Raw genomic sequence first — 19,865 nt, 5'->3', positions numbered from 1 at the left:
CTTACCACTCCTTATTAGATTGTTGTGGGCGTTGTTTTTGTTGCGCTTGAAGCTGCATTTGAGCTCGAATCAAGAAGCTAGGGTCACGTGCACTTTCTACCGCTTCTAAGCGGCGAAACTCGGGATCATCTTGATGCATTTCCCCTGGCTGAGCTTGTGCCTGCGTTGGTTCGCCTTGTGTCTCTTTTTGTTGCTCAGCGTTTTGCTTTTCTTGTTTATTTTCAAGTTTTTTCTGGTTTTGTGACTGCTGTCCTTGCTCTTTTTTAGCGTCATTTTGAGACTTTTGTTGCTGCTGTTGCTGCTGTTGCTGCTGTTGCTGCTGTTGCTGCTGTTGCTGCTGTTGCTGCTGTTGCTGCTGTTGCTTCAGTTTCTCCTCTACAACCGACAAGTTCTTTTTCGCAGCTTCAAAGTCTGGTTTCTCTTGAATCACGTTCTTGTAGAGCTCTGCTGCATCCTCAAGTTGTCCGTTCTTAGCAAGTGCGTTTGCCAAGTTGTAGCGGCCATCAAGGCTTGGATTATTGGAGAATGCTTCTATCGCACTTTCGTAATCTCCAGCTTGGTAACTTGCTGCACCTTTCCAATTAGGATCAGTAAAGGTTCTTTGGGCTTTTTCGTACTCACCTTGTTGATAAAGCTGCTCACCTTGTTGGTTTTGATTCAAGAACGCATTCGCTTCTGCTTTCGGCGTCCAACTCATCGGTAACACCGTCGCAACCAGCAGCCAAATCATGCCTCGACGGAAGAGTAGGGCTGTGGGGAACAAGAGCAGAGGTAGCAACCAGAAACCGCCGTTCAAGCGAGAGTCGGTTTTCACGTATTCACTTTGCTTGGCGGCAAGGTTGTTGCTCGCGTTGTTGGTAAACTCGGCAATGTTCTCAACGTCACGGTTATTGTGTTGAATTGGCACAAATAATCCGCCGGTCTCTTTAGCTAGCTTCTGTAAGTTTTTCAGATTAGTTTTCGCTACCACAGTGTTGCCTTGTCGACTCTTCATTAAAGAACCATCCGGAAGAGCAATTGGTGCGCCAGTTGATGTGCCGATAGCGAGTACTGATACTCGAATGTTTTTACCGTTTAATAACGCTAATGAGCGAGATAATTCGGAGTCATCCAAATCATCTGCCAGCACGACGATGTCACCTTGATTTACGCCCGCCTGAGTAAACTGGCCAAGCGCGGTTTCAATCGCTGATGGTAAGTTGGAACCTTGATAAGGCATTAACTCAGGAGACAAGTTTTCGATGATGCCAGCGAGTGTGCTGGAATCTGTCGTAAGCGGACTAAGCGTATAAGCATCACCGGCGTACGCAACCAAGCCTGTTGAGCCTTCTTTCCATTTCGGCAATAAATCCAACGCTTTATAACGCGTTTGTGACAGGCGATTTGGTTTCACATCCGTTGCGTACATAGAGCGCGACATATCCAGCACTAACACTCGGTTTTGGTTTAGTTCAAAGCTCGGTCGTGTGTTGGATTGCCAACTTGGGCCTGCTAAAGCGATACAAGCGATTGCCCATGCTATTCCCCAAATGGCGAAGTAGTGCTTAGTTTTCACTGAATAGCCAAGCATTTTTGCCAAATGAGGCGCAATCAACGATGACTTTTTGGTTCTGTATTGGCTGTTAACAGCAAGGACAACGGGAATGACGAGCAAACCCAACAACCAATAAGGGGTTAAGAAAGTAAACTCAGCCATGTTTTCTCCTCAGAACAAACAGGAACACGGAAAGTACCAGTGCAGCGCCCAATGGGTAAGGGAACCATTCCGACTGAGGACGCCAAGTTTGGGTGTCAGTAGAAACGGGCTCTAGCTGGTTAATGGTGTCGTAGATCGTTTCAAGTTCTTTGGCATCACGCGCTCGGAAGTATTTACCACCTGTCATCTCTGCAATCTTGGTCAGCGTTTGCTCATCAAGGTCTGAGGCGGTATTGACTTTGCGCGTCATAAAGAAGTCTTTGACCATCATTTCACCAGCGCCCACACCTACGGTGTAGATGGTTGCGTTGTATTTTTTAGCGATTTCAGCGGCTTCAAGCGGATCAAGTACACCAGCAGTATTGCTGCCATCACTGAGCAAGATCATCACACGTTGTGGTGCGTCACTGTCTACAAAGGTTTTAGTGCCTAAGCCGATACCATCACCAATCGCAGTGCGCTGACCAACCAAGCCAATGACGGTTTGATTGATCTGTTGCATCACGGTTTTACGGTCAGCGGTTAGCGGCGTTTGTAGATAAGCGTGATCACCAAATAGCACCACACCTAAGCGGTCACCTTGGCGTTTTTCTACGAAGTCAGATAAGACTCTTTTGACAGCGGTTAGACGGTCTATGTATTCACCATTGTCGTTCATGTCTTCTTTCTGCATGGAACCAGATAAGTCGACCACTAACATCATATCGCGGTATTTCGGTTGGAACTCAACCGGATCGCCATACCAAACTGGGCGAGCACAAGCGACAACCAACAGAGTCCACACACCAACAGACAGGACTTTTTGCACTATCTGTTTTGGTTTGTTGTTGTGTTTGTTGTCTGGCAAGTACGCCAGCTTAATTTCAGCTTGCTGAGTCTCTTCAGGGAAGAACTTATAAATCAGCCAAGGTAGGGGCAGTAACAGTAATGCCCACCACCAGACAAACTCAATATTCAACCACTGAGAGAGGCTCGAAACGAGAGTTGCCTCAGTCACGAGTTTTTGCCTTTTTTCTTCGGTGGCAATGCGGTTGCAATCCAGAAAGCACAATCCTCAATCAGATCTTGATGTTGCTCTTGACCGGATTTTTGATACAGCGCCGCTTGCCACTGTTGTTGTTTATCGACGAATCGAGTCTCTTTGGTGCAGCTATCAAGAAACTCGTACCAAGCAGAGCCTGTTAATGGCGCGATTTCTTCACGAGGGAAGTAACTCAAAGCCGCTTGACGAAGCACCTCTAATGCAGAAGACGGTGTGTGTGGTGTGATCGGATTGGTCAACAGTTTCAATGCGGTCTTCTTGGCAACAAGACGCTTTGAATGCCATCTTAAGTAAAGTACAACAATCAAGATGGTAAAAATTACACAACCCAGAGCTGCCCACCAACCCCAAGCAAGTGGGAACCAATCTGGTGCATTCGGTAGGATTAAAGGTTCAAGGTTTAGGCTTTGATTATTCGTTGTCATTATTATTACTACTGCTTGAAGGATTTGTATGTTGTTGCTTTCGTTAGCTTAACTGTTGAACCAGAGGTAATCCGCTCGACAGACTGTTAAATGGAATCGCCATCGAATGACACTGCTGTTTGATGGCTTGCTGATGTTTAACAAAGTGAGATTCCAACGCCTGGCGCTGTCCCTTTGAACCGAAGTTAAACCACTGACTTCGATGACCATCAGATGCTTTCGCTTGGCCTCGGAAGTCGGTTTCACCTCGCTCTAAAGGATCATAAAATTGCACGGCACGAACGCTGTTGTGTTGCTTTAATCGACGCAGTTGAACCAGCTCTTTCTCTTCCACTTGTGCAAAGTCGCTGAGTAAAATGAGCTCACTGCCTTTCGGCGTAAGGTTGTGCAGCGTTTCAATTGCGCTCATGTAAGGCAGCGTGCGTGTGCTGTCAGCTTGTTGACTCGTAAGCAATTGATTGTGACTATTCACTATCGCGTCAAGAATTCTCAGCCCTTGCTTTTGTAGAGAAGAAGGGCGGAACTCAATACACTGGGAACCATCATCAATCACCGCGCCAATGCGATCTTTCTTGGCTAACGTCAGCCAAATCAAGACGCTAGCGAAGTGTGCCAGTTGGACCGACTTAAGAACATACTGTGAGCCGAAGTGAAGACTTGGGCTGAGGTCTATGTATAAAATAACCGCTTGCTCTTTGTCTTCTGAGAACAGCTTGGTATGCGCTTTACCCGTTCGAGCCGTGACTCGCCAGTCGATGCTGCGAATATCATCACCCGCTTGGTATTGGCGTACTTCCATAAAGTCCATACCACGACCTTTTTGACGGCTGGTATGGTTACCGCTCATTTGCGACCAAATACTCTGTGCTGGTGGCAGCCAGCGAACCGATTGAGTGCGATATTGAAGTAGCTCTTCAAGGGTTAATGTCACCCCATTCGCATGAGGTGGCAATGCATATGATGCAGACATGTCACCTACCTACGTTATGCGCTACCTACAAGATTAAGAAGCTTGTCGATAATCTGATTTGCTATGATGCCTTCTGCTTGGGCATGGTAGCTAAGCAGTAGACGGTGGCGTAGCACAGGGTAAGCCATGGCTTGAACATCTTCTGGAGAGACAAAGTCACGGCCCGCTAACCATGCGTGTGCTCGAGCGCAGCGGTCAAGGGCAATAGTGGCACGTGGGCTGACACCCATGGCTAGCCATTGCGCTAACTCATGGTCGTATTCCGTTGGCTGACGAGTTGCCATCACGAGACGTACGATATATTGCTCAATCGCGTCTGCCATGTGAATATTGAGCACTTCTTTGCGCGCAGTGAAGATGTCTTCTTGGCTCAAACTTGGGCGTTCAATCGTCGCTTCGCCTTTTGCCTCACCACGGTTGATGCGTAGGATCGCCAGTTCATGCTCTGCATCTGGGTAATCTACATTAAGGTGCAACAAGAAACGGTCGAGCTGTGCTTCTGGAAGCGGGTAAGTACCTTCTTGTTCAATCGGGTTTTGTGTCGCCATTACCAAAAATAGCTCTGGTAGCGCATAGGTGTTTCTTCCCGCCGTCACTTGCTTCTCAGCCATTGCTTCAAGCATTGCAGCTTGCACTTTAGCAGGCGCACGGTTGATTTCATCGGCAAGGATCAGTGAGTTGAAAATTGGACCTAACTGGAAGGTAAATTCGCCGGTTTCTGGACGGAAGATATCAGTGCCGGTTAAGTCCGCTGGCAGTAAGTCGGGTGTGAATTGGATACGGTGGAAATCACCTTCTACGCAATCCGATAGAGACTTCACCGCACGGGTCTTAGCCAAGCCTGGAGGACCTTCAACCAAGATATGCCCATCGGCAAGTAGAGCAATAAGGAGCTGTTTAACGAGATCATGCTGACCAATGATCTGAGACTCTAAGTAGCGCTGAAGAGTTTCGAAGTTTGTTTTGTGCATTTTTTGGACTCTCGGATATCCATAGGATTTTTACTGTGAATATTGGTCACTGCTAAGTGGGGAAAGTTCCCTTAGCGTTTGCGTAATTTATTTTTTGCAATATTGGGGCGTAAGTGCGGATTGCAAGCATTGTAGAAATCTAAAAAACACAGATTCAGGGTGTTACATTTCGATTTACATAAAATATGAGACTTTGCATGAGATATTTAGGCCTGGGCTGATACAAGCTAGGTGGCACAGGTGTCATGCAAACATGCCCTAGTTTAAATTTTTTTTTTGGGGGGGGGTAATGAGTGATTCTTTCAAAGGTCCAGATATGTTGAAATCCAATTCTCTGAGTATTAAACAAAAGGTTGTACTTGGTCTTACTTTTGCTGTCCTTGTTCAACCAACTACAAAGTGACGTACAAGATGCGGTGACGGCGATGGAAGCGGGTAAAGTGATCACATCTTAAGGTGTGGATTTAAACGATTAAGCGGTAGAAGTACTCGTCAGCTGCAGACATTTCTGACCGAAATACTCAACTCGCAACGGCAACCGCAGAGGAACTTGCAGACGCAAGTAGAGGTTTACAGGCGCTTTCCTTTCGCTTGGATACGATGGTTGGTAGCTTCAAGCTGTAGAGTTGGATAGAATAGACCTAGTTTGCAAGTTTCACGACTATATATTTAGGTAAGTACTATGAATGACTTCGAAAAAGAACTAGAACAAATTTCTCAAGAGGCTGCTCAGGAGCCGGAAATAAAACTACCTTCTCTAGAAGAGCAAAAAGAAATCGCAGCTGAACTGAAAAGGCTCGAAGCGGAAGGAAAGCTCACTCCTGAGGTTCTTGAACAATACTTTGGCAAGTTCAACCAGAAAAATTCAGTACCAGTACATTAATCAAAAGGGAGTTTATTACTCCCTTTTTTAATCAGCTTATTAATTCTCTTATACTGTCCAATTATTGAGATATCAATCATTTACATATTGGTACTACTATTTTCATACTTGACTTTATCACGTTGGTAATTAAACCTATTGAATATCTTAAGGAAAATAACGTGGGTGCAGTGAATAGGATGGACGATAAGAGAATAAGGAACGTAATTTTAGTCACTGAAGATAGTTTGCAGTCATCTTTGTTAAAGGACGTCTTGGAAACGAAGCTTAGTATTCATGTTATTTTGATTACACCAGAAAAGCTCTCAACCCCTCCTGTCCTTACAGAAACCATTTCCACCATCATTTTTGATTATACCGTTGTCACTGAGGATGTGTTCTCTCGCTACATCAACTTCAAAGATGCGGCTTTCAAAGAGACGATAGAAGTTTTGATCAATTGTGACAAAACTTTGTCGGTCGAAGAACTGTTTATTTGGCAAACGTTGGCGGGGATTTTCTATACGTCCGATGATATAGGCACCTTGCAAAAAGGTATTGGTCGAATTCTACAGGGCGACATGTGGTTTAGTCGCGAATTTTCTCAGCAATATATCGCACATTTGCGTCGTCATAGTCGACCTATCAATAAAAATACACCTACCGTATTGACCAAACGTGAACAGCAAATTATCGATTTTCTTTCGATGGGGGCATCAAATCAACAAATAGCGAAGCAATTATTTGTCAGTGAAAATACGGTAAAGACTCACTTGCACAATATTTTCAAAAAAATAGATGTAAAAAATAGAGTTCAAGCCCTGATTTGGGCGAAGGAAAATGTTTCAGACTTATCGATGACAGGTTAATGGATGGCTTCAACGTTTTTGAAAAGAACTAGGGCCTGTTGATTTGTATTTAGTTGTTTTCTGTATATTCCCCGTTTGGGCTTAGTGTCATATGCTTGCTTGATGCCATGTTTTGGTCTCACCTGTACCTATGTAGGAACCTTTCTAACACCTACCTAATTGCGATGACTAAAGTGAACGTTGGGATGATTTCTTGTGCGCATATCACGTTTTGTGAAAAGCAAAAGTGTTCTCATATCGTGTTATCCCAAGTACCTTCAAGAGACTGGGGAATACATACACCCCAAATATTGGCTTTTTAGGCAAAACGATGAGAAACAATGAAGACAGAAAAACAAAAGATGTTGTTAATGCGTGTTTGTTCCTTACTCATCCAGACAACGATTTTGTTAATGGTCACAACCTTATTGTTGATGACGGAATGAGTAAGAAAATGATCTATCAAGACAGCTTATTGGATTAAGCCACCTTCTTCAGGAGTTAATACTCGAGTGACAATGCTAAAATCATGTCTGATGAGCTATTTTTCCCGATAGAGTTCTTTGTCTGCGACATTAAACAAGTATTCAAAGCTTGGCTTGAGCGATGAAAATTGAGTAAAGTTTGCAACCCCCATTGACAAGGTTAATCGCTCTGAGCATATCGATGAGGGCTTGATCATATTCATTTGTTCGATTCGTTTTTGAAGCAGAATCAGTTTAGATTCGATCTGCTGTGAAGATCGATTCGCGCTAATGCGTAGGTACTCACCTGCATTATTGAAAACACCTTGAAGTACCTTCGCTACGGATGTGAGCGCGATATCCCCTTGTTGATGCCCATAGTAGTCGTTGAATCCTTAATAGTAATCAATATCAATAATGGCAATCGCCAAGCGTTTCTGCTTAGATGTAGCGCGTTTTAATCAACGTAGGTGCGATATTGCCTAATTGATATCGGTTATAGAGTCCTGTCAGGGGGCTGTTTTCGATAGCTTATCTAGCTGGGCATTAGCATACTGTAGGTGCTTTCTCTGGACAAAATTTTCCAATGAAATAGCCAGTTGTTCAAACAGATAAACGTGATGATGTTGTTATTGCTTCTATGCGTCTGTCCGAAATCGTTCTAGCAATGGCTAGTGGTTGGTGGCAATGTTACAGGGTAGAATCTGAATCACCGAGTTGCCCTAATCCCATTCCCACATTCAATAGACAGATGGTTTCATTCACTGAATTACGAACTTTATTCGATGCTTTCGCGCCGAGTTTGGCTAGTTCAACTGCCAGAGGGTACTTTTCCAGAGATAGGTACAAATCACTGACATTGGTGTACGCCAGCGACAACGAGTTGGTATCAAAGCGATGTGAGTTTGGAAGCGCAAAGGTGGGGCATCATTTGTACATGATTCAATGCAGGATTGCTATGTATCTATTGCTGAGTTGAGTTTATTAAATGTGAGCGACGCTGAAGCGCTTCCAAATTTGCTTAAACAGATGCGCCTAAGAATCATTGAGATATCTGGTGATGGTGCTTATAACATAAGGTTGTGCTAAGAAGCGATTAGCATCAAACAAGCTGTCCCGATCATTCCTCGCAGGGAAGGCGCAGCCTTCTGGGTACGGGGTCATCTCCGCAATCTAGCGGTCGGCCGTCAGAAGCTATATGGTTAAAATAAGCATTGGAAAAAGATGTACGGCTACCATAAACGTTCGCTCTCCGAGACGGCGATGTTCCGTGTTAAAAAACGGCTCGGCGGTACATTAAGCTTAAGAAAATACAATGCTCAGGTTAGTGAGACTTACGCTATGATAAAAGCGTTAAACAAGCTCACAGGGCTAGGTATGTCGGAACGAAGGTGATTACCTAATAATTAGACATGTTAGGCGCGTTTTAACTCGAATTTGGAAACAAAGCCATGAGTAACTAGCGGATCGACGTGCACAAACTGTGATGGCGTAACTCAAAACATAAATCGACCCATCGCAGTTCGTGTGGGAGATAAATGTCTTTGGTGAACTTTAACCTGTTCAACGAAGAGTCTCTAGAAGCCTATGCGTTAAACCGCCGTGCGTTTATCGTATTTAAACAGAGCGAACTGGGGCAACCGACTGAATAATTTGATAAGGTTGTTCTGGCGAGGGTTAGCTTCTAACCTAAAGGATCTATCTACTCAAACTAAATAGGGAGCCGGGAAATGGAGAAAGTGCAGTTAGTCGTCGATTTTCTTCTTACTCACAAAATCGTTTTCACTGCATTAATTCTGTTCGTCGTTATGATTTTGCGTCGCTTGATTTTGTCGCAAATCCGTGGCGATGATGCCTTCATTACAGAAAAACAACGCAGCTGGATGTCGAGGACCAAAAACGGCACCTTTGCTATTACGTTGATCATTTTGTTTATTCTTTGGAAATCTGAGATCAGCGAATTTGCCCTTAGTGTCACTGCGATTGCTGTTGCGATTGTTGTTGCTTCGAAAGAGATCATTCTTTGCTTTACCGGATCGATTCAACGTGCAAGTTCTCGTTCATTTCGTATTGGAGATTGGATTGAAGTAGGCAAGTTGTGTGGAGAAGTGATTGAACACAATATGATGGCGACAGTGATTCAAGAAATTGATCTATACCATGGTCAATATCATTACACGGGTAAAACGGCAACATTGCCGAATAGTATGTTTTTTATATACCCAGTAAAAAATCTCAATTTTATGAAACGCTACGTTTATCATAACTTTTTTATCGTGGTTAGAGACTTTGTAAATTTATATCCAATCTTACCATTGCTGACCAATAAGATTGATGAACATTGCAGTTACTTTTCTGACGTTGCTCACCGTTACAATGCAATGATAGAGAAACACGCGGGTGTCGACCTACCAGGGGCAGAGCCACATATTCATATTTCTAGCAATATCAATGGCGAACAAATCGTGCATATTATGATTTTCTGCCCAACTGACAAAGCAAACCACCTCGAACACTTGATTCGTCAAGACTTTATGGAGTTGTACGAACAGCGTTTTCCATCAGGAAATGAGCATTAAACGTTAGCTTTCTTAATCATAAAATTAATACATTGTCGTTAAGATAAATAACCTTAATGGTTCAAGACGCATATAACAGTTAAATTACGCCTGCAATCACTTCTTGTGCGATAGTCTTTATTATCTTGTCCCACCAGCATTCAGCACCTGAATACTCCACAAAAATTCAAGAAAGGCGGTAAAACCAGCCATTTAGCTTGCAGTGGCGGTTGTAATTATGGCTGTTTAATTAACGGTTTAGCTCACTTTTAACGATAAGACTATCCATGAAAATTGGTTTAACATTTAATTCTGGTTTGTTTCATCGCGTATTAGCGATGACAGATTCGTGGCGTTCGGGGTCTAAATCCTATTTAACGGATTTGGCTTCGATTGCACTGTTGTTGCTGCCGCTGACTTTATCGAATGCATTGGCGATCTTTTTAGGCCACGCTTTTCGCTTGTCTGAGTTTTCTGAATTATCACGGATGCTGTTTCATGTATCAGACATCTTAATCAATTTATATCCAACAGCATTCTGCGTCGTTGCGGGTTATTACCTGTCACATAAGACAAATGTATCTAGCGCCGTTTTCATTATTTATTCAATGATCATGTTCTATCTAGCCTCGATAGAGAATGGAAGCTTGTCTACGACTTACATGTTGCCAAATAACCCTTTACTGGCATTGCTTAGTACGGTGATGACATATGTCTATTGCAGTATATTCAAGATACGTTTATTAGAGCCACAAGCGTTAGATTTTTCATCTCGCCTTATCAAACATGTTGTGCATTTTTTTACTTTTGTATTAGTCGCACTGGCCTTATCACATATTGCAGCTGTTTTGATAGCGATCTTGAGAGGGGTTATCCGTGATATTGGCGCGGATCCATTGACCCTTGAAGGTGGGCTGATCTATCAGATGATACTGGGTATTCTCGGTGCTATCGGTATTAATGGTCACAACATGCTATTTACCACCAAACAGCAGATATATGCAGCGACTGAAGCAAATATGGCAGCTTGGCAAGCTGGAGATGCCTCACTAAACGTGATTAGCCAAGGTTTCTATGATGCATTTATGTCGATGGGGGGATCAGGAAACAGCATCAGTTTGTTGCTTTGTGTATTGTTGTTTGCCAGAGAACGCCATCATGTCATATTGGCGTTGACAGCGATGCCACTGGTCATCTTCAACATCAATGAAGTACTGCTTTTTGGCTTGCCAATCATTTTTAATCCCTTATTGATTGTGCCATTCGTATTAGTGCCTTTAGTGAGCTTTGTCATCACTTATGTTTGTATTTCTACAGGGGTGGTATCACCCGTTGAGAACATTGTTAACTGGATGACCCCTCCGCTATACAGTGGTTATTTAGCATTGGGAGACAGAATTGAGGGCTCTATACTTCAGTTAGTCATCATTGTGGTTGGTATCTTTATTTATCAACCATTTTATTCGGCTTTTGCAGGGAAATATGTTGCTCAGTTTCGTTCTAGTAACGCATACTCAAGCATTGAACGTTCGGTATTTAACACTTTGCTGAGGAGTGTTAAAGATTCAAACGATACGAGTCTGAGTAAGTCGATGGCACAAAAACGTTTGAATATGATCATGAGTGAGGGGGAGCTAGTGATGTTTTATCAAAAGCTGCAATCAACTCAATATGATAATGTCTATTCTTACGAGGCTTTACTGAGATACGTTGATAGAGATGGTCAGTTGTGCCCACCCACGTTTGTAAGTGATTTCCAAATGTTGAATTCGATGCCTTTGCTGGATAAGTTAGTGATTGAGAAGGTATTGGCAGATATGCAAAAGATGACGCTATCCAAAGCATGTCGTGTTGCGATTAATATTTCGGTAGCGACTATTGAAAAAGCGGAATTTGTTGAGCATCTTTTTGCAAGGTTAGAGTACTACAATGTTTCTCCAGAATGGTTAGAGATTGAAATTACGGAAGAGGCAATTCTGAGTAATAAGGTTTTTTTGATCAAAACAATGGAAGCACTGCAAGCGAAAGGTATTCGAATTGCGATGGATGATTTTGGTACTGGTTATGCGTCATTCCCACACTTGCTTAAGTACCCATTTGATAAAATCAAACTTGATCGGTCTCTATTAAGAGGTGTAAATGATCAAAAGGGCCAAAACCTCTATCAGTTGGTGGTGAAACTCGGTCATATTACTCACTGTGAAGTTATTGCTGAAGGGGTGGAAACTAAGAGTGAATATGACTTCGTAAAAAATGTGGTGTCGATAAAGTACAAGGTTATTTCTTTGCACGACCACAACCTCTAGCAGACATTTTGCTGGAACAACAAGAGTAACTATTGTCATCCATATAAATAGAAAACAGGCTCAATAAATAAGTTTGTAGGCATGGATGAGCGTCACGCTGTTTTTTGTAAGTCAAAAGGGAAGCCAATACTAATAGGCTTCCCTTATTCACTAAGTTTACTTAAATTCGAATTTTCCCTGCATGATTGCCCAGTGACCAGGGAAAGAGCAGAAGAACGAATAATCCCCCCCCGCAGTCATCTTCTCGGTGCTAAAGGTGACAGATGTACTCTCTCCACCACCAATGACTTCTGTAAAGGCATACACGCGGTTATCGTTAGGCTTAACGTAATTATTATCCATGCCAGCAGACATGCCATCTGTGCCCACCGCTTGTAGATTGGTGGTATCTGCAATTACTACGTTATGACCCATCGACTGAGCCGGCATTTTACCAGTGTGGTTCAACGTCAGTTTTACTTCTTTACATGTCGCCGGAACACTTAACGTTTTGGTTGAAAACTGCATCATATCATTGGCATCAATGGATACTTCACACTCTGCGCTTGCTTGTGCGCCAAAGCTTATTCCAATGAGTGCGAGGGTTGCTGCGCCTAAACGTAAAAACATATATAACATTCTCCCTATTTATTTCGGGCTAGTTTGGAATCAAACCAAGCCAGTACAAAACATCTCATTATCAACTAATTTCGGCAAAACAACGTGCTTCAATACTGATATTGACGTTTTTAAGCAAAGTTGTACGCAACACACATGTGGTGTGATCACTTTATATCTGATCTAAGAGCGATCAATTTATACGTGACTTGCGTCAAGTTTTTATGTAATGCATGGGTATTTCATAACATATGTAATGGTTGATTAGGTTATTTTTCATACCAACATGTAAGTAGATATTTCAATAATTGTTATTATGTAACAATATTATTTTTGGATGCATATAATTTGCATGATGGCAAATAGCATCGTCTTTTGTGATGAGCAAATTGATTTTTTTTAATCTGGCGCACACTTTATTGACTTTGAACTAGAGTCTCAAAATTTTGTGTGCTGGGCGCTATCTTTCTGGTTGCCATAATTTTGGCGAAAAAATTCGTTTTTATTTTGGCATAATTACAAGTGTAAGCTTAGTCACATTTCGTTACATGCGTCTGCTGTGCCGCGAAAAAAGTTCGCACCTATAATGCTTGTCCATTTTATTGTTTTTATAAATCCCTAATTATGAGAAAGAATACACTAGCTATCATGCCAAGTGTTTTAGCACTTACGATCGGAATGGCACTGCCGGTAGCTCACGCGGCAGTTAGTACAGATGCAACTGTTGTTGGTTCTGAGAGCCAATGGTGGAATACATACAAAGTCACCTTGACTAATGATGGCACTAAGCCGGTTGAATTGCGCGACGCGAAAATTGTGTTTGATTCAAACATGTCAATGTCGACGCCATCATGGTCTGCACAAGGGATTAGTTACCCAGCACTGAAATTTACCAGCAACGCACAAGGCAGTGTGTTTTACAATACACTTTCACTGTCTTTTGCTGATGGCAGTTGGATCAAGTCACTACTTCAACCGGGTGAAAGTATTGAGCTAACGCTTGGTGTTAATGGTGTATTGGATCTTTCTCTGCTTCAAAATACGATTCGTCTAGTGGCAAATGATGAAGGTGACGTTGGTGAACCAGAAATCTCTATTCAACTTGCGTCACCTGCAAATGGTGCTGAGTTTGAAGAAGGCCAAACGGTCGCCATGCTAGCAAACGTAAAAGCAACAAATACTAACGTTAAGGGCGTGACGTTCCATGTTGACGGTAAGCAAGTTGCGAGTGTGACTAATGCGCCTTTTCAAGCAAACTGGGTAGCAGCAGGCGAAGGTGCTCACACGATTAAAGCGATTGTTGAAGATGCATCGGGCGTGAAGAAAGAACACTCAGTTCGCATTACCGTAAAAGCAAAAGAAGTAGATCCACCAATCATTCCTGATGATGTGATCCCGTTTGTTCCGGGTCAAACCCAAGTAAATAATGGCGATCTGGTTATCTATGACGGCGAGTGTTTTGTTGCAAAAAATAACCCTGGTGTATGGGAAGCACCAAGTGCAGAGTCATGGTTTTGGGATACTGTTGAATGTCCAGGAAACCCTGGTGAACCTGACGTACCGACAGTACATGAACTCTCATTTGTTTCACCAACTCAGGGACAATCACTGAATGTTGATGAAGCGACGATCATCAAAACTCGAGTAGAAGGTGAGTTAATTTCTAAAGTTGAGTTTTGGGCTAACAATAGCAAACTAGGCCAACAAAATATTGCGCCTAGCCAAACGCTTTACTCACAGTCTTGGACTCCAGGCGAATTAGGCAATGTAACGCTTCAAGTTCGTGTACTTGATCAAGATAACCAATTGGTAGAGCAACAAACGATAACGGTTTCAGTAGAGGAAGCTGGTGAGGATTTCGAGAAGCCAGAAGTAAGATTTGTGACTCCTGTGAATGCCTCGATCATCGAAAAGGATCAAACCGTATCGATTTCTGTTAGTGCTACGGATGCAGACGATGATTTGTCGCGTGTTATTGTAAAAGCAAATAACAAGCAAATTTGTGAATTTGACGCACAAACAACCAAGCAGTTTGCGTGTGATTGGAAAGCTTCTGAAGTCGGTGCGATTGCACTTGAAACGGTTGCAACGGATGCCCAAGATCTATCTTCCACAGCACGTGTAAAAATCACTGTCGAAGAAGTAGCCACACCAACGCCACCACCAGGTGGATTATGTGCTGACTTTAATGTCTACCCAGACTGGCCGCGTGGTGATCATGCGACAGGTGGTGACATTATGGTCCACAAAAATATCGCGTACTCCGCGATTTACTGGACACAATCCGTGCCTGGTAGCGATGCATCTTGGGCTCTTCACCTAAACTGTGACGGCACAGAGCCTGGTACAGCGCCGCTTCTATCACTACAAAACCCAATGGACCCAGTTCGTCTAGAAGTTGCAGGTTGGCCAAATACGTTTGTTGTTGCTAGCCCATCGTCAAGCGCACCAGCAACATTGACAATTGGCGCGAACAACAGTGACGTGCTAGCAGATACCGACGCATTAACACGCGCATTTGTTTCTTTCATTGAACAAGCTGAGCATGCAGGAGCTTCATCGATCATCATTACTAGTGATGTACTTGATCAAGCGACACAAGATAAAGGTGAGTCTTTCGGTACGGTTGCGGTTAAAGATGCGCTGATTAATGCGGTAGATATTACCGGCAGCAACATCGACGTTGATGTCATCAATGCACTGAGCAATGATGTGAAAGGCTGGGCGCAAGCACACAACGTGATCATCGCTACACTTGCACCAGAAGCAACTTATGGTTGGTCACTAAACATCGGTGATTTTGCTTACGATACTCATTCAGGTCGTCAGTCTGTATGGGATGAAGCGTCAGTTTTCACCGCAGATTTACTCGATAACTTTGAATTGTACAAAGCAGACGCTGCAAACAAAGCTGACTTTGTTGTCTTCACTAAATCAGACGTAACAAACGCACTATCAAGCGACCAATGGCACAACGCACTAGAGTACGTGAAACAAGTGACAGATTACGTGAAGACACCTGCGATGCTGGCAAACATGCCAACGGATCAAACCGCGGGTTACTTTATGGGTGACACGCAAGGTAAGCCGCAACTTCGAAAAGCAGCGTACAGCAACGTATTTGCACTACTATTCAACCAAGATAGCGAACAGTTAACGGCTAAAATTGAGCGTTACCAAGATGCGAAAGTGCCACTGTACTACGTGGGTGAAGAGTTAGAGAAAGGCTCATTAACTCGTATTGAAGCACTGAACCAACAGCTAGCGAATGCTGAGTCTGTCATGGATAATGAAGCGTTCCTATATGAAACGCCGCAATCGCAATGGGTTCCTTCTACTGTGTACAAGTGGAATGACTTCTTGGACGGCTTGAACGCAATGCACAACATCGGTGTGGCTGGCAACAAGTTCTGGTTGATGAACGATGGTATCGATGATGAAACCAACATCAAATACGCGAAAGTTGCGATTGCTGCGTTCTTAGCACAAAGTATGCAAGAAACTATCCGTTACAACGCATGTGACGAGAACAACTGGTCTGAAGTGAAATACGGCGCACCAACGGATTACCCGATGTCAGCGAGTTGTGGCCAGTTGGGTCAGAAATACGCGGATTACGGTGTGAATCCAGTATCAGGTTTAGACTACGCTTACTCTTGTCCACGCGATAACAAGATGGAAGTGAGCGCTCTGACGCACGCCAAATGGTACGGTGCACCAGCGCCAGTATTTGCGGCACCTGACACGGTACTAGAAGAGCGAGGTCTACTTGTTGATGGTGCTGTTGGTCGCTGGACGAACAACGGCCACTGTAACGACGTACCAGAAAGTGTAGATACGTCTAAGCAAGTATGGGAACGTGACGAATGTAAGACTTACGTTGGCCAAAAAGCAGGTAAGTTTATTTGGGATGGCAGCAGCCAAGAGAGTGTAGAAGGTTGTGGTTGGTGGGGTCGTGGCGTTATCCAGACGACTGGTCGTCAGAACTTCGGCACTCTTAACCATTACCTAGGCCGTTCACACGTTGATCCTGAAACAATCGGCAAAACGATTGATGGCGTAACGGTTGAAGCGCCGCCAGCGAACCCGCTATACGCAGAACTTGATTTCTGTTCAAACCCAGGTTTGATCTGTAGCTCTGAAGAGAACAAAGAGATTAAGTGGATTGCAGGTCTGTTCTACTGGGTAACATCGGTACAGGCTTACAATGACGAAGGCGGTCAGTACGCTGGCTGGAACTACTACAACGAGCTGAAAAACTACGTTGATGGTGGCCTGAAAGGTTCACAATTCATCGATGACGTTTCTGGCATTGTAAACCGTGGCTGTCCGGATTTGACCTGTTCGACTGGTGACGTTCACAACGTGAAAGAACGCCGTGATAACTTTATGCTAGTACTGCAAAAGCTGGGTCTTGATCCGCAATAAGCGACAAAAGCTTAAACTTAACAAACAAAGCCATTACCGAAAGGTGATGGCTTTTTCATAGAAAGCCTTTGACTATCAAAGTATTAGGTCATCGAGATTTTTTGATTTCGTTTAACGCATCATGCAATGATGTAACGATCGCATGGCCAAATCCACGCACTTCTTCACATGGTTCAACTAAATCAGGGATTTGATACGTCACCATATTGGCGGCTACTGCGGAGCGAACGCCGTTGTTAGAATCTTCAAACGCTAAGCATTGTAATGGATTAGCATTGAGGCGTTGTGCCGCCAATAGATAGATCTCAGGATCTGGTTTGCCATGAGTTACTTCACAACCGGTTGTCAGGCTATCAAAGTACTCACTTAACCCTGCAAGCTCGAGCTTCTTCTTGGCGATTTCGTTCGCGGTTGATGTCGCGACGGCGATAGGAATGCCTTGAGACTTTAACCACTCTAGAAGCTCAATTACCCCATCCTTTACTGGGATAGCTTGGTGCTGTACCACTGCGTTGTAACGCGTGCGCCATTCTTGATGCAGGCGGTCCAAGTCGTCCCCGTAGGCTTTACGAAAGATAGCTTCGATACCCGCAGCATTACGGCCAATGATGGACAGATAAACTTGTTTATGGAACGGAAGGTTTTGTACTTCGCATGCTTCTTTGAATATTTGCATGCAGACGCGCTCAGTGTCGAGCAGTAGGCCATCCATATCGAAAATAGCAGCTTGATAATTCATTACTTTCCGACTTGTCAGTTGAGATTGTGCATTTTGACATAACCACCATCGTTTTACTCGGTAAATTGAGCGGCTTTATGACGCTAAGATTCCTTTGGTCAACGTAAAGGTTTTTAGGGCTCCAGTTACGCTTGTCTATACTAAGGCTTGTCATTGCAGTATCGATTTTTCAATGGTTCATATTGAGGAGAAAATATGCAGCAGCTCATTAGTTCGCTTTTATCTAAAGGTTACTATGTATGGGATGATTTTCTGACACCGGATCAGGTTGAACACTTAAGGTTTTGTTTGCCTCACCGCTGGGAAGAAGCGCATGTCGGGCACCACGATAAGAAAATGCTTGAACGTAATATTAGAAGTGACGACATTTGTTGGCTTTCAAGTGAGCTCGGTGAGCCAGTACAACGATTTCTTACCCGGATGAAACAAGTTAAAAAGGTGATGAATCAGAAACTCTATTTGGGATTGGACGATTACGAAGCACACTTTGCAAAATATCGACCTGGTTGCTTCTATAAGAAACACCTAGATAGCTTCCAGAAGCTGAATTACAGGAGGGTATCTACCGTGCTCTACTTAAATGACAATTGGCAGCCTGCTGATGGAGGTGAACTGGTTATTTATGATCAGAGAGAGCGTGAATTACAGCGAATTTTGCCTAAAGCAGGGCGGTTATTGTTGTTTTTTTCTGAGCAACATCCCCATGAGGTACTCACTTGCAACAGGACAAGATTTAGCATCGCAGGGTGGTTCAAAGTCAGCAATGTGTTGCCGGGGTAGAATCCAAACGTTAATTTAGAGCAAAAAACAACCAAGGGTGATGTGTGCATCAAAGATGCAATTGGACTGCAAGAATAGATTGCTGTTTGGCGACTCGGACGGCAAGGTATCTAGAACAATTCCAAACCAATGAAGTCATTATGCCAGTCAATGATTATTTGCAATTTTATGTTGGAACCTATACCGATGCACCGAGCCAGAGTTTAGGTATTGCCCGTGTCGGGCTCAATGCTCAAACAGGTGAAATTATAAGGCTTGATGATGGATTGGTGTTACGAAATCCGTCTTACCTTACATTGACCCAACACGGTCTTTACACCTTTAGCGAAGTCGATAGAAAGCAGGGAGCTGCGCTGACCTTTTCAAAGGCGGAGGAGGAGTACACCGTCCCTATTGATGGCGATTACCCTTGCCACGTAGATTGTTTTAATCAGTTGCTTGCCGTGGCGAATTACGGTTCAGGGAATGTTGTCGTTTACTCGCTTGATGATCAGGGCAAACCGTTAGCCCCTATCGCTGATTTACTTATCCCAGGCTATGGACCTAACAAAGAACGTCAAACCTCTCCCCATGCTCATCAGGTAACGTTTTTAAAGTACTTAAGCCAACTTGCTGTTGTTGACTTGGGTAGTGACCGTGTACATTTATACGACTATGACAGGAATCAACAGGCTTTCTCTTTAGCTCAAAGTGTGGAAATGCCAGCGGGTTCTGGACCGCGTCACTTGGTGTTCAATCGCCATGAAACGGTGGCTTATGTTGTTTGTGAGCTGTCAGAGACCTTGGTTAAGCTCATCAAGCATGAAGGGCTGTGGCGTTTAGTGAATCAAACTAAGCTGATGATGGATGAAGTAAGCCAAGAGGCGGCTGCCGCCATTCGTCTCTCTAGCGACGATAAGTTCCTGTACGTATCGTGCCGAGCGCAAAATAAAATCGTGGTGTTTGATGTCTCAGATGAAGTGCCTAACAGGCTCGCGATTTATGAATGTGGCGGCGTTTTTCCGAGAGATTTGATTCTATCGCGCGATGGGCGGTGGATGCTGGTTGCTAATCAGCACTCCAATAATCTCATGAGTTTCCGTCGAAACCCAGATACAGGTGAATTGATCCCAACTGGACATACATACGAGATGGGCTCGCCGGTGTGTGTGGTCGAGAAGTTATAGTCATTAGAATGAA

The 19,865-nt window shown here is 43.7% G+C and carries 15 protein-coding genes and 4 pseudogenes; 10 read left to right on the top strand and 9 right to left on the bottom strand.

Translation table 11 applies throughout. The annotated features are described in order from the left end of the window. Position 1 precedes the first annotated feature (1 nt). From ACVA54_RS11330 to ACVA54_RS11310, 5 genes are read right to left on the bottom strand one after another with little or no spacing between them, the layout of a single operon-like run. A complete protein-coding gene (locus ACVA54_RS11330) occupies positions 2-1,696 on the bottom strand; it encodes a vWA domain-containing protein (RefSeq protein WP_446642459.1) in 1,695 nt (564 codons plus the stop codon). Beyond that, positions 1,689-2,693 (bottom strand): vWA domain-containing protein, encoded by a 1,005-nt coding sequence (locus ACVA54_RS11325; RefSeq protein WP_099078187.1) that lies wholly within the window; start codon positions 2,691-2,693, stop codon positions 1,689-1,691. Before ACVA54_RS11325 ends, ACVA54_RS11330 begins: the two co-directional genes overlap by 8 nt. Beyond that, positions 2,690-3,166 carry a DUF4381 domain-containing protein gene (locus ACVA54_RS11320; RefSeq protein WP_409119921.1) on the bottom strand — a complete coding sequence of 159 codons (477 nt, stop codon included), beginning with the start codon at positions 3,164-3,166 and terminating at the stop codon, positions 2,690-2,692. The genes ACVA54_RS11325 and ACVA54_RS11320 overlap by 4 nt, the downstream gene beginning before the upstream one ends. A 40-nt stretch (positions 3,167-3,206) precedes the next feature. Further along, the gene (locus ACVA54_RS11315; protein ID WP_099078185.1) at positions 3,207-4,133 is read right to left on the bottom strand and encodes a DUF58 domain-containing protein; all 927 of its coding nucleotides are present in this window, start codon (positions 4,131-4,133) and stop codon (positions 3,207-3,209) included. 14 nt (positions 4,134-4,147) lie between these two features. Next, on the bottom strand, positions 4,148-5,104 hold the full coding sequence (locus ACVA54_RS11310) for an AAA family ATPase (RefSeq protein ID WP_446649608.1): 957 nt from the start codon (positions 5,102-5,104) through the stop codon (positions 4,148-4,150). A gap of 380 nt (positions 5,105-5,484) precedes the next feature. On the opposite strand from ACVA54_RS11310, the pseudogene ACVA54_RS11305 reads away from it, so the two are divergent. The 4 genes and pseudogenes from ACVA54_RS11305 to ACVA54_RS11290 all read left to right on the top strand — a co-directional run. Then, positions 5,485-5,728 (top strand): annotated as a pseudogene (locus tag ACVA54_RS11305) (methyl-accepting chemotaxis protein); the annotation flags it as partial. Positions 5,729-5,786: 58 nt separating this feature from the next. After that, entirely contained in the window at positions 5,787-5,987 is a 201-nt protein-coding gene (locus tag ACVA54_RS11300) for a restriction endonuclease subunit S (RefSeq protein ID WP_099078183.1), read from the top strand. Between the two features lie 179 nt (positions 5,988-6,166). Then, positions 6,167-6,835: a LuxR C-terminal-related transcriptional regulator gene (locus tag ACVA54_RS11295; RefSeq protein WP_099078349.1), complete on the top strand. Its 669-nt coding sequence runs from the start codon at positions 6,167-6,169 to the stop codon at positions 6,833-6,835. 310 nt (positions 6,836-7,145) lie between these two features. Then, entirely contained in the window at positions 7,146-7,298 is a 153-nt protein-coding gene (locus tag ACVA54_RS11290; protein ID WP_253252652.1) for a hypothetical protein, read from the top strand. A gap of 57 nt (positions 7,299-7,355) precedes the next feature. Here ACVA54_RS11290 and ACVA54_RS11285 read toward each other — a convergent pair. Continuing rightward, positions 7,356-7,658: pseudogene (locus ACVA54_RS11285) on the bottom strand (diguanylate cyclase domain-containing protein); the annotation flags it as partial. Positions 7,659-7,968: 310 nt separating this feature from the next. After that, positions 7,969-8,157 (bottom strand): hypothetical protein, encoded by a 189-nt coding sequence (locus ACVA54_RS11280; protein WP_143699928.1) that lies wholly within the window; start codon positions 8,155-8,157, stop codon positions 7,969-7,971. 90 nt (positions 8,158-8,247) lie between these two features. Between ACVA54_RS11280 and ACVA54_RS11275 the strand changes: the two are divergent. The 3 genes and pseudogenes from ACVA54_RS11275 to ACVA54_RS11265 all read left to right on the top strand — a co-directional run. Then, positions 8,248-8,673, top strand: a pseudogene (locus ACVA54_RS11275) (transposase); the annotation flags it as partial. Between the two features lie 335 nt (positions 8,674-9,008). Further along, complete coding sequence (locus ACVA54_RS11270; protein ID WP_099078181.1) at positions 9,009-9,857, top strand: mechanosensitive ion channel family protein; 849 nt, start codon at positions 9,009-9,011, stop codon at positions 9,855-9,857. Positions 9,858-10,174: 317 nt separating this feature from the next. Further along, a pseudogene (locus ACVA54_RS11265) lies at positions 10,175-12,171 on the top strand (EAL domain-containing protein). A gap of 127 nt (positions 12,172-12,298) precedes the next feature. On the opposite strand, the gene azu reads toward ACVA54_RS11265, so the two are convergent. Further along, positions 12,299-12,751, bottom strand: a complete 453-nt coding sequence (azu, locus tag ACVA54_RS11260) for an azurin (protein WP_446649607.1) — start codon at positions 12,749-12,751, stop codon at positions 12,299-12,301. A gap of 636 nt (positions 12,752-13,387) precedes the next feature. Between azu and ACVA54_RS11255 the strand changes: the two genes are divergently transcribed. Next, positions 13,388-17,167, top strand: coding sequence for an Ig-like domain-containing protein (locus tag ACVA54_RS11255; protein WP_446649631.1), 3,780 nt, complete (start codon positions 13,388-13,390; stop codon positions 17,165-17,167). Between the two features lie 88 nt (positions 17,168-17,255). Here ACVA54_RS11255 and ACVA54_RS11250 read toward each other — a convergent pair whose 3' ends face one another. Then, positions 17,256-17,906 carry an HAD family hydrolase gene (locus ACVA54_RS11250; RefSeq protein ID WP_099078178.1) on the bottom strand — a complete coding sequence of 217 codons (651 nt, stop codon included), beginning with the start codon at positions 17,904-17,906 and terminating at the stop codon, positions 17,256-17,258. A gap of 195 nt (positions 17,907-18,101) precedes the next feature. On the opposite strand from ACVA54_RS11250, the gene ACVA54_RS11245 reads away from it, so the two are divergent. Continuing rightward, positions 18,102-18,686 (top strand): 2OG-Fe(II) oxygenase, encoded by a 585-nt coding sequence (locus ACVA54_RS11245; RefSeq protein WP_099078177.1) that lies wholly within the window; start codon positions 18,102-18,104, stop codon positions 18,684-18,686. 140 nt (positions 18,687-18,826) lie between these two features. Further along, positions 18,827-19,852, top strand: a complete 1,026-nt coding sequence (locus ACVA54_RS11240; RefSeq protein ID WP_446609014.1) for a lactonase family protein — start codon at positions 18,827-18,829, stop codon at positions 19,850-19,852. Positions 19,853-19,865 lie beyond the last annotated feature (13 nt).

This window comes from Vibrio sp. PNB23_22_6, from assembly GCF_052877535.1.
The sequence above is the reverse complement of the archived record's forward strand: the minus strand, read 5'-3'. Positions and strand labels throughout refer to the sequence as shown.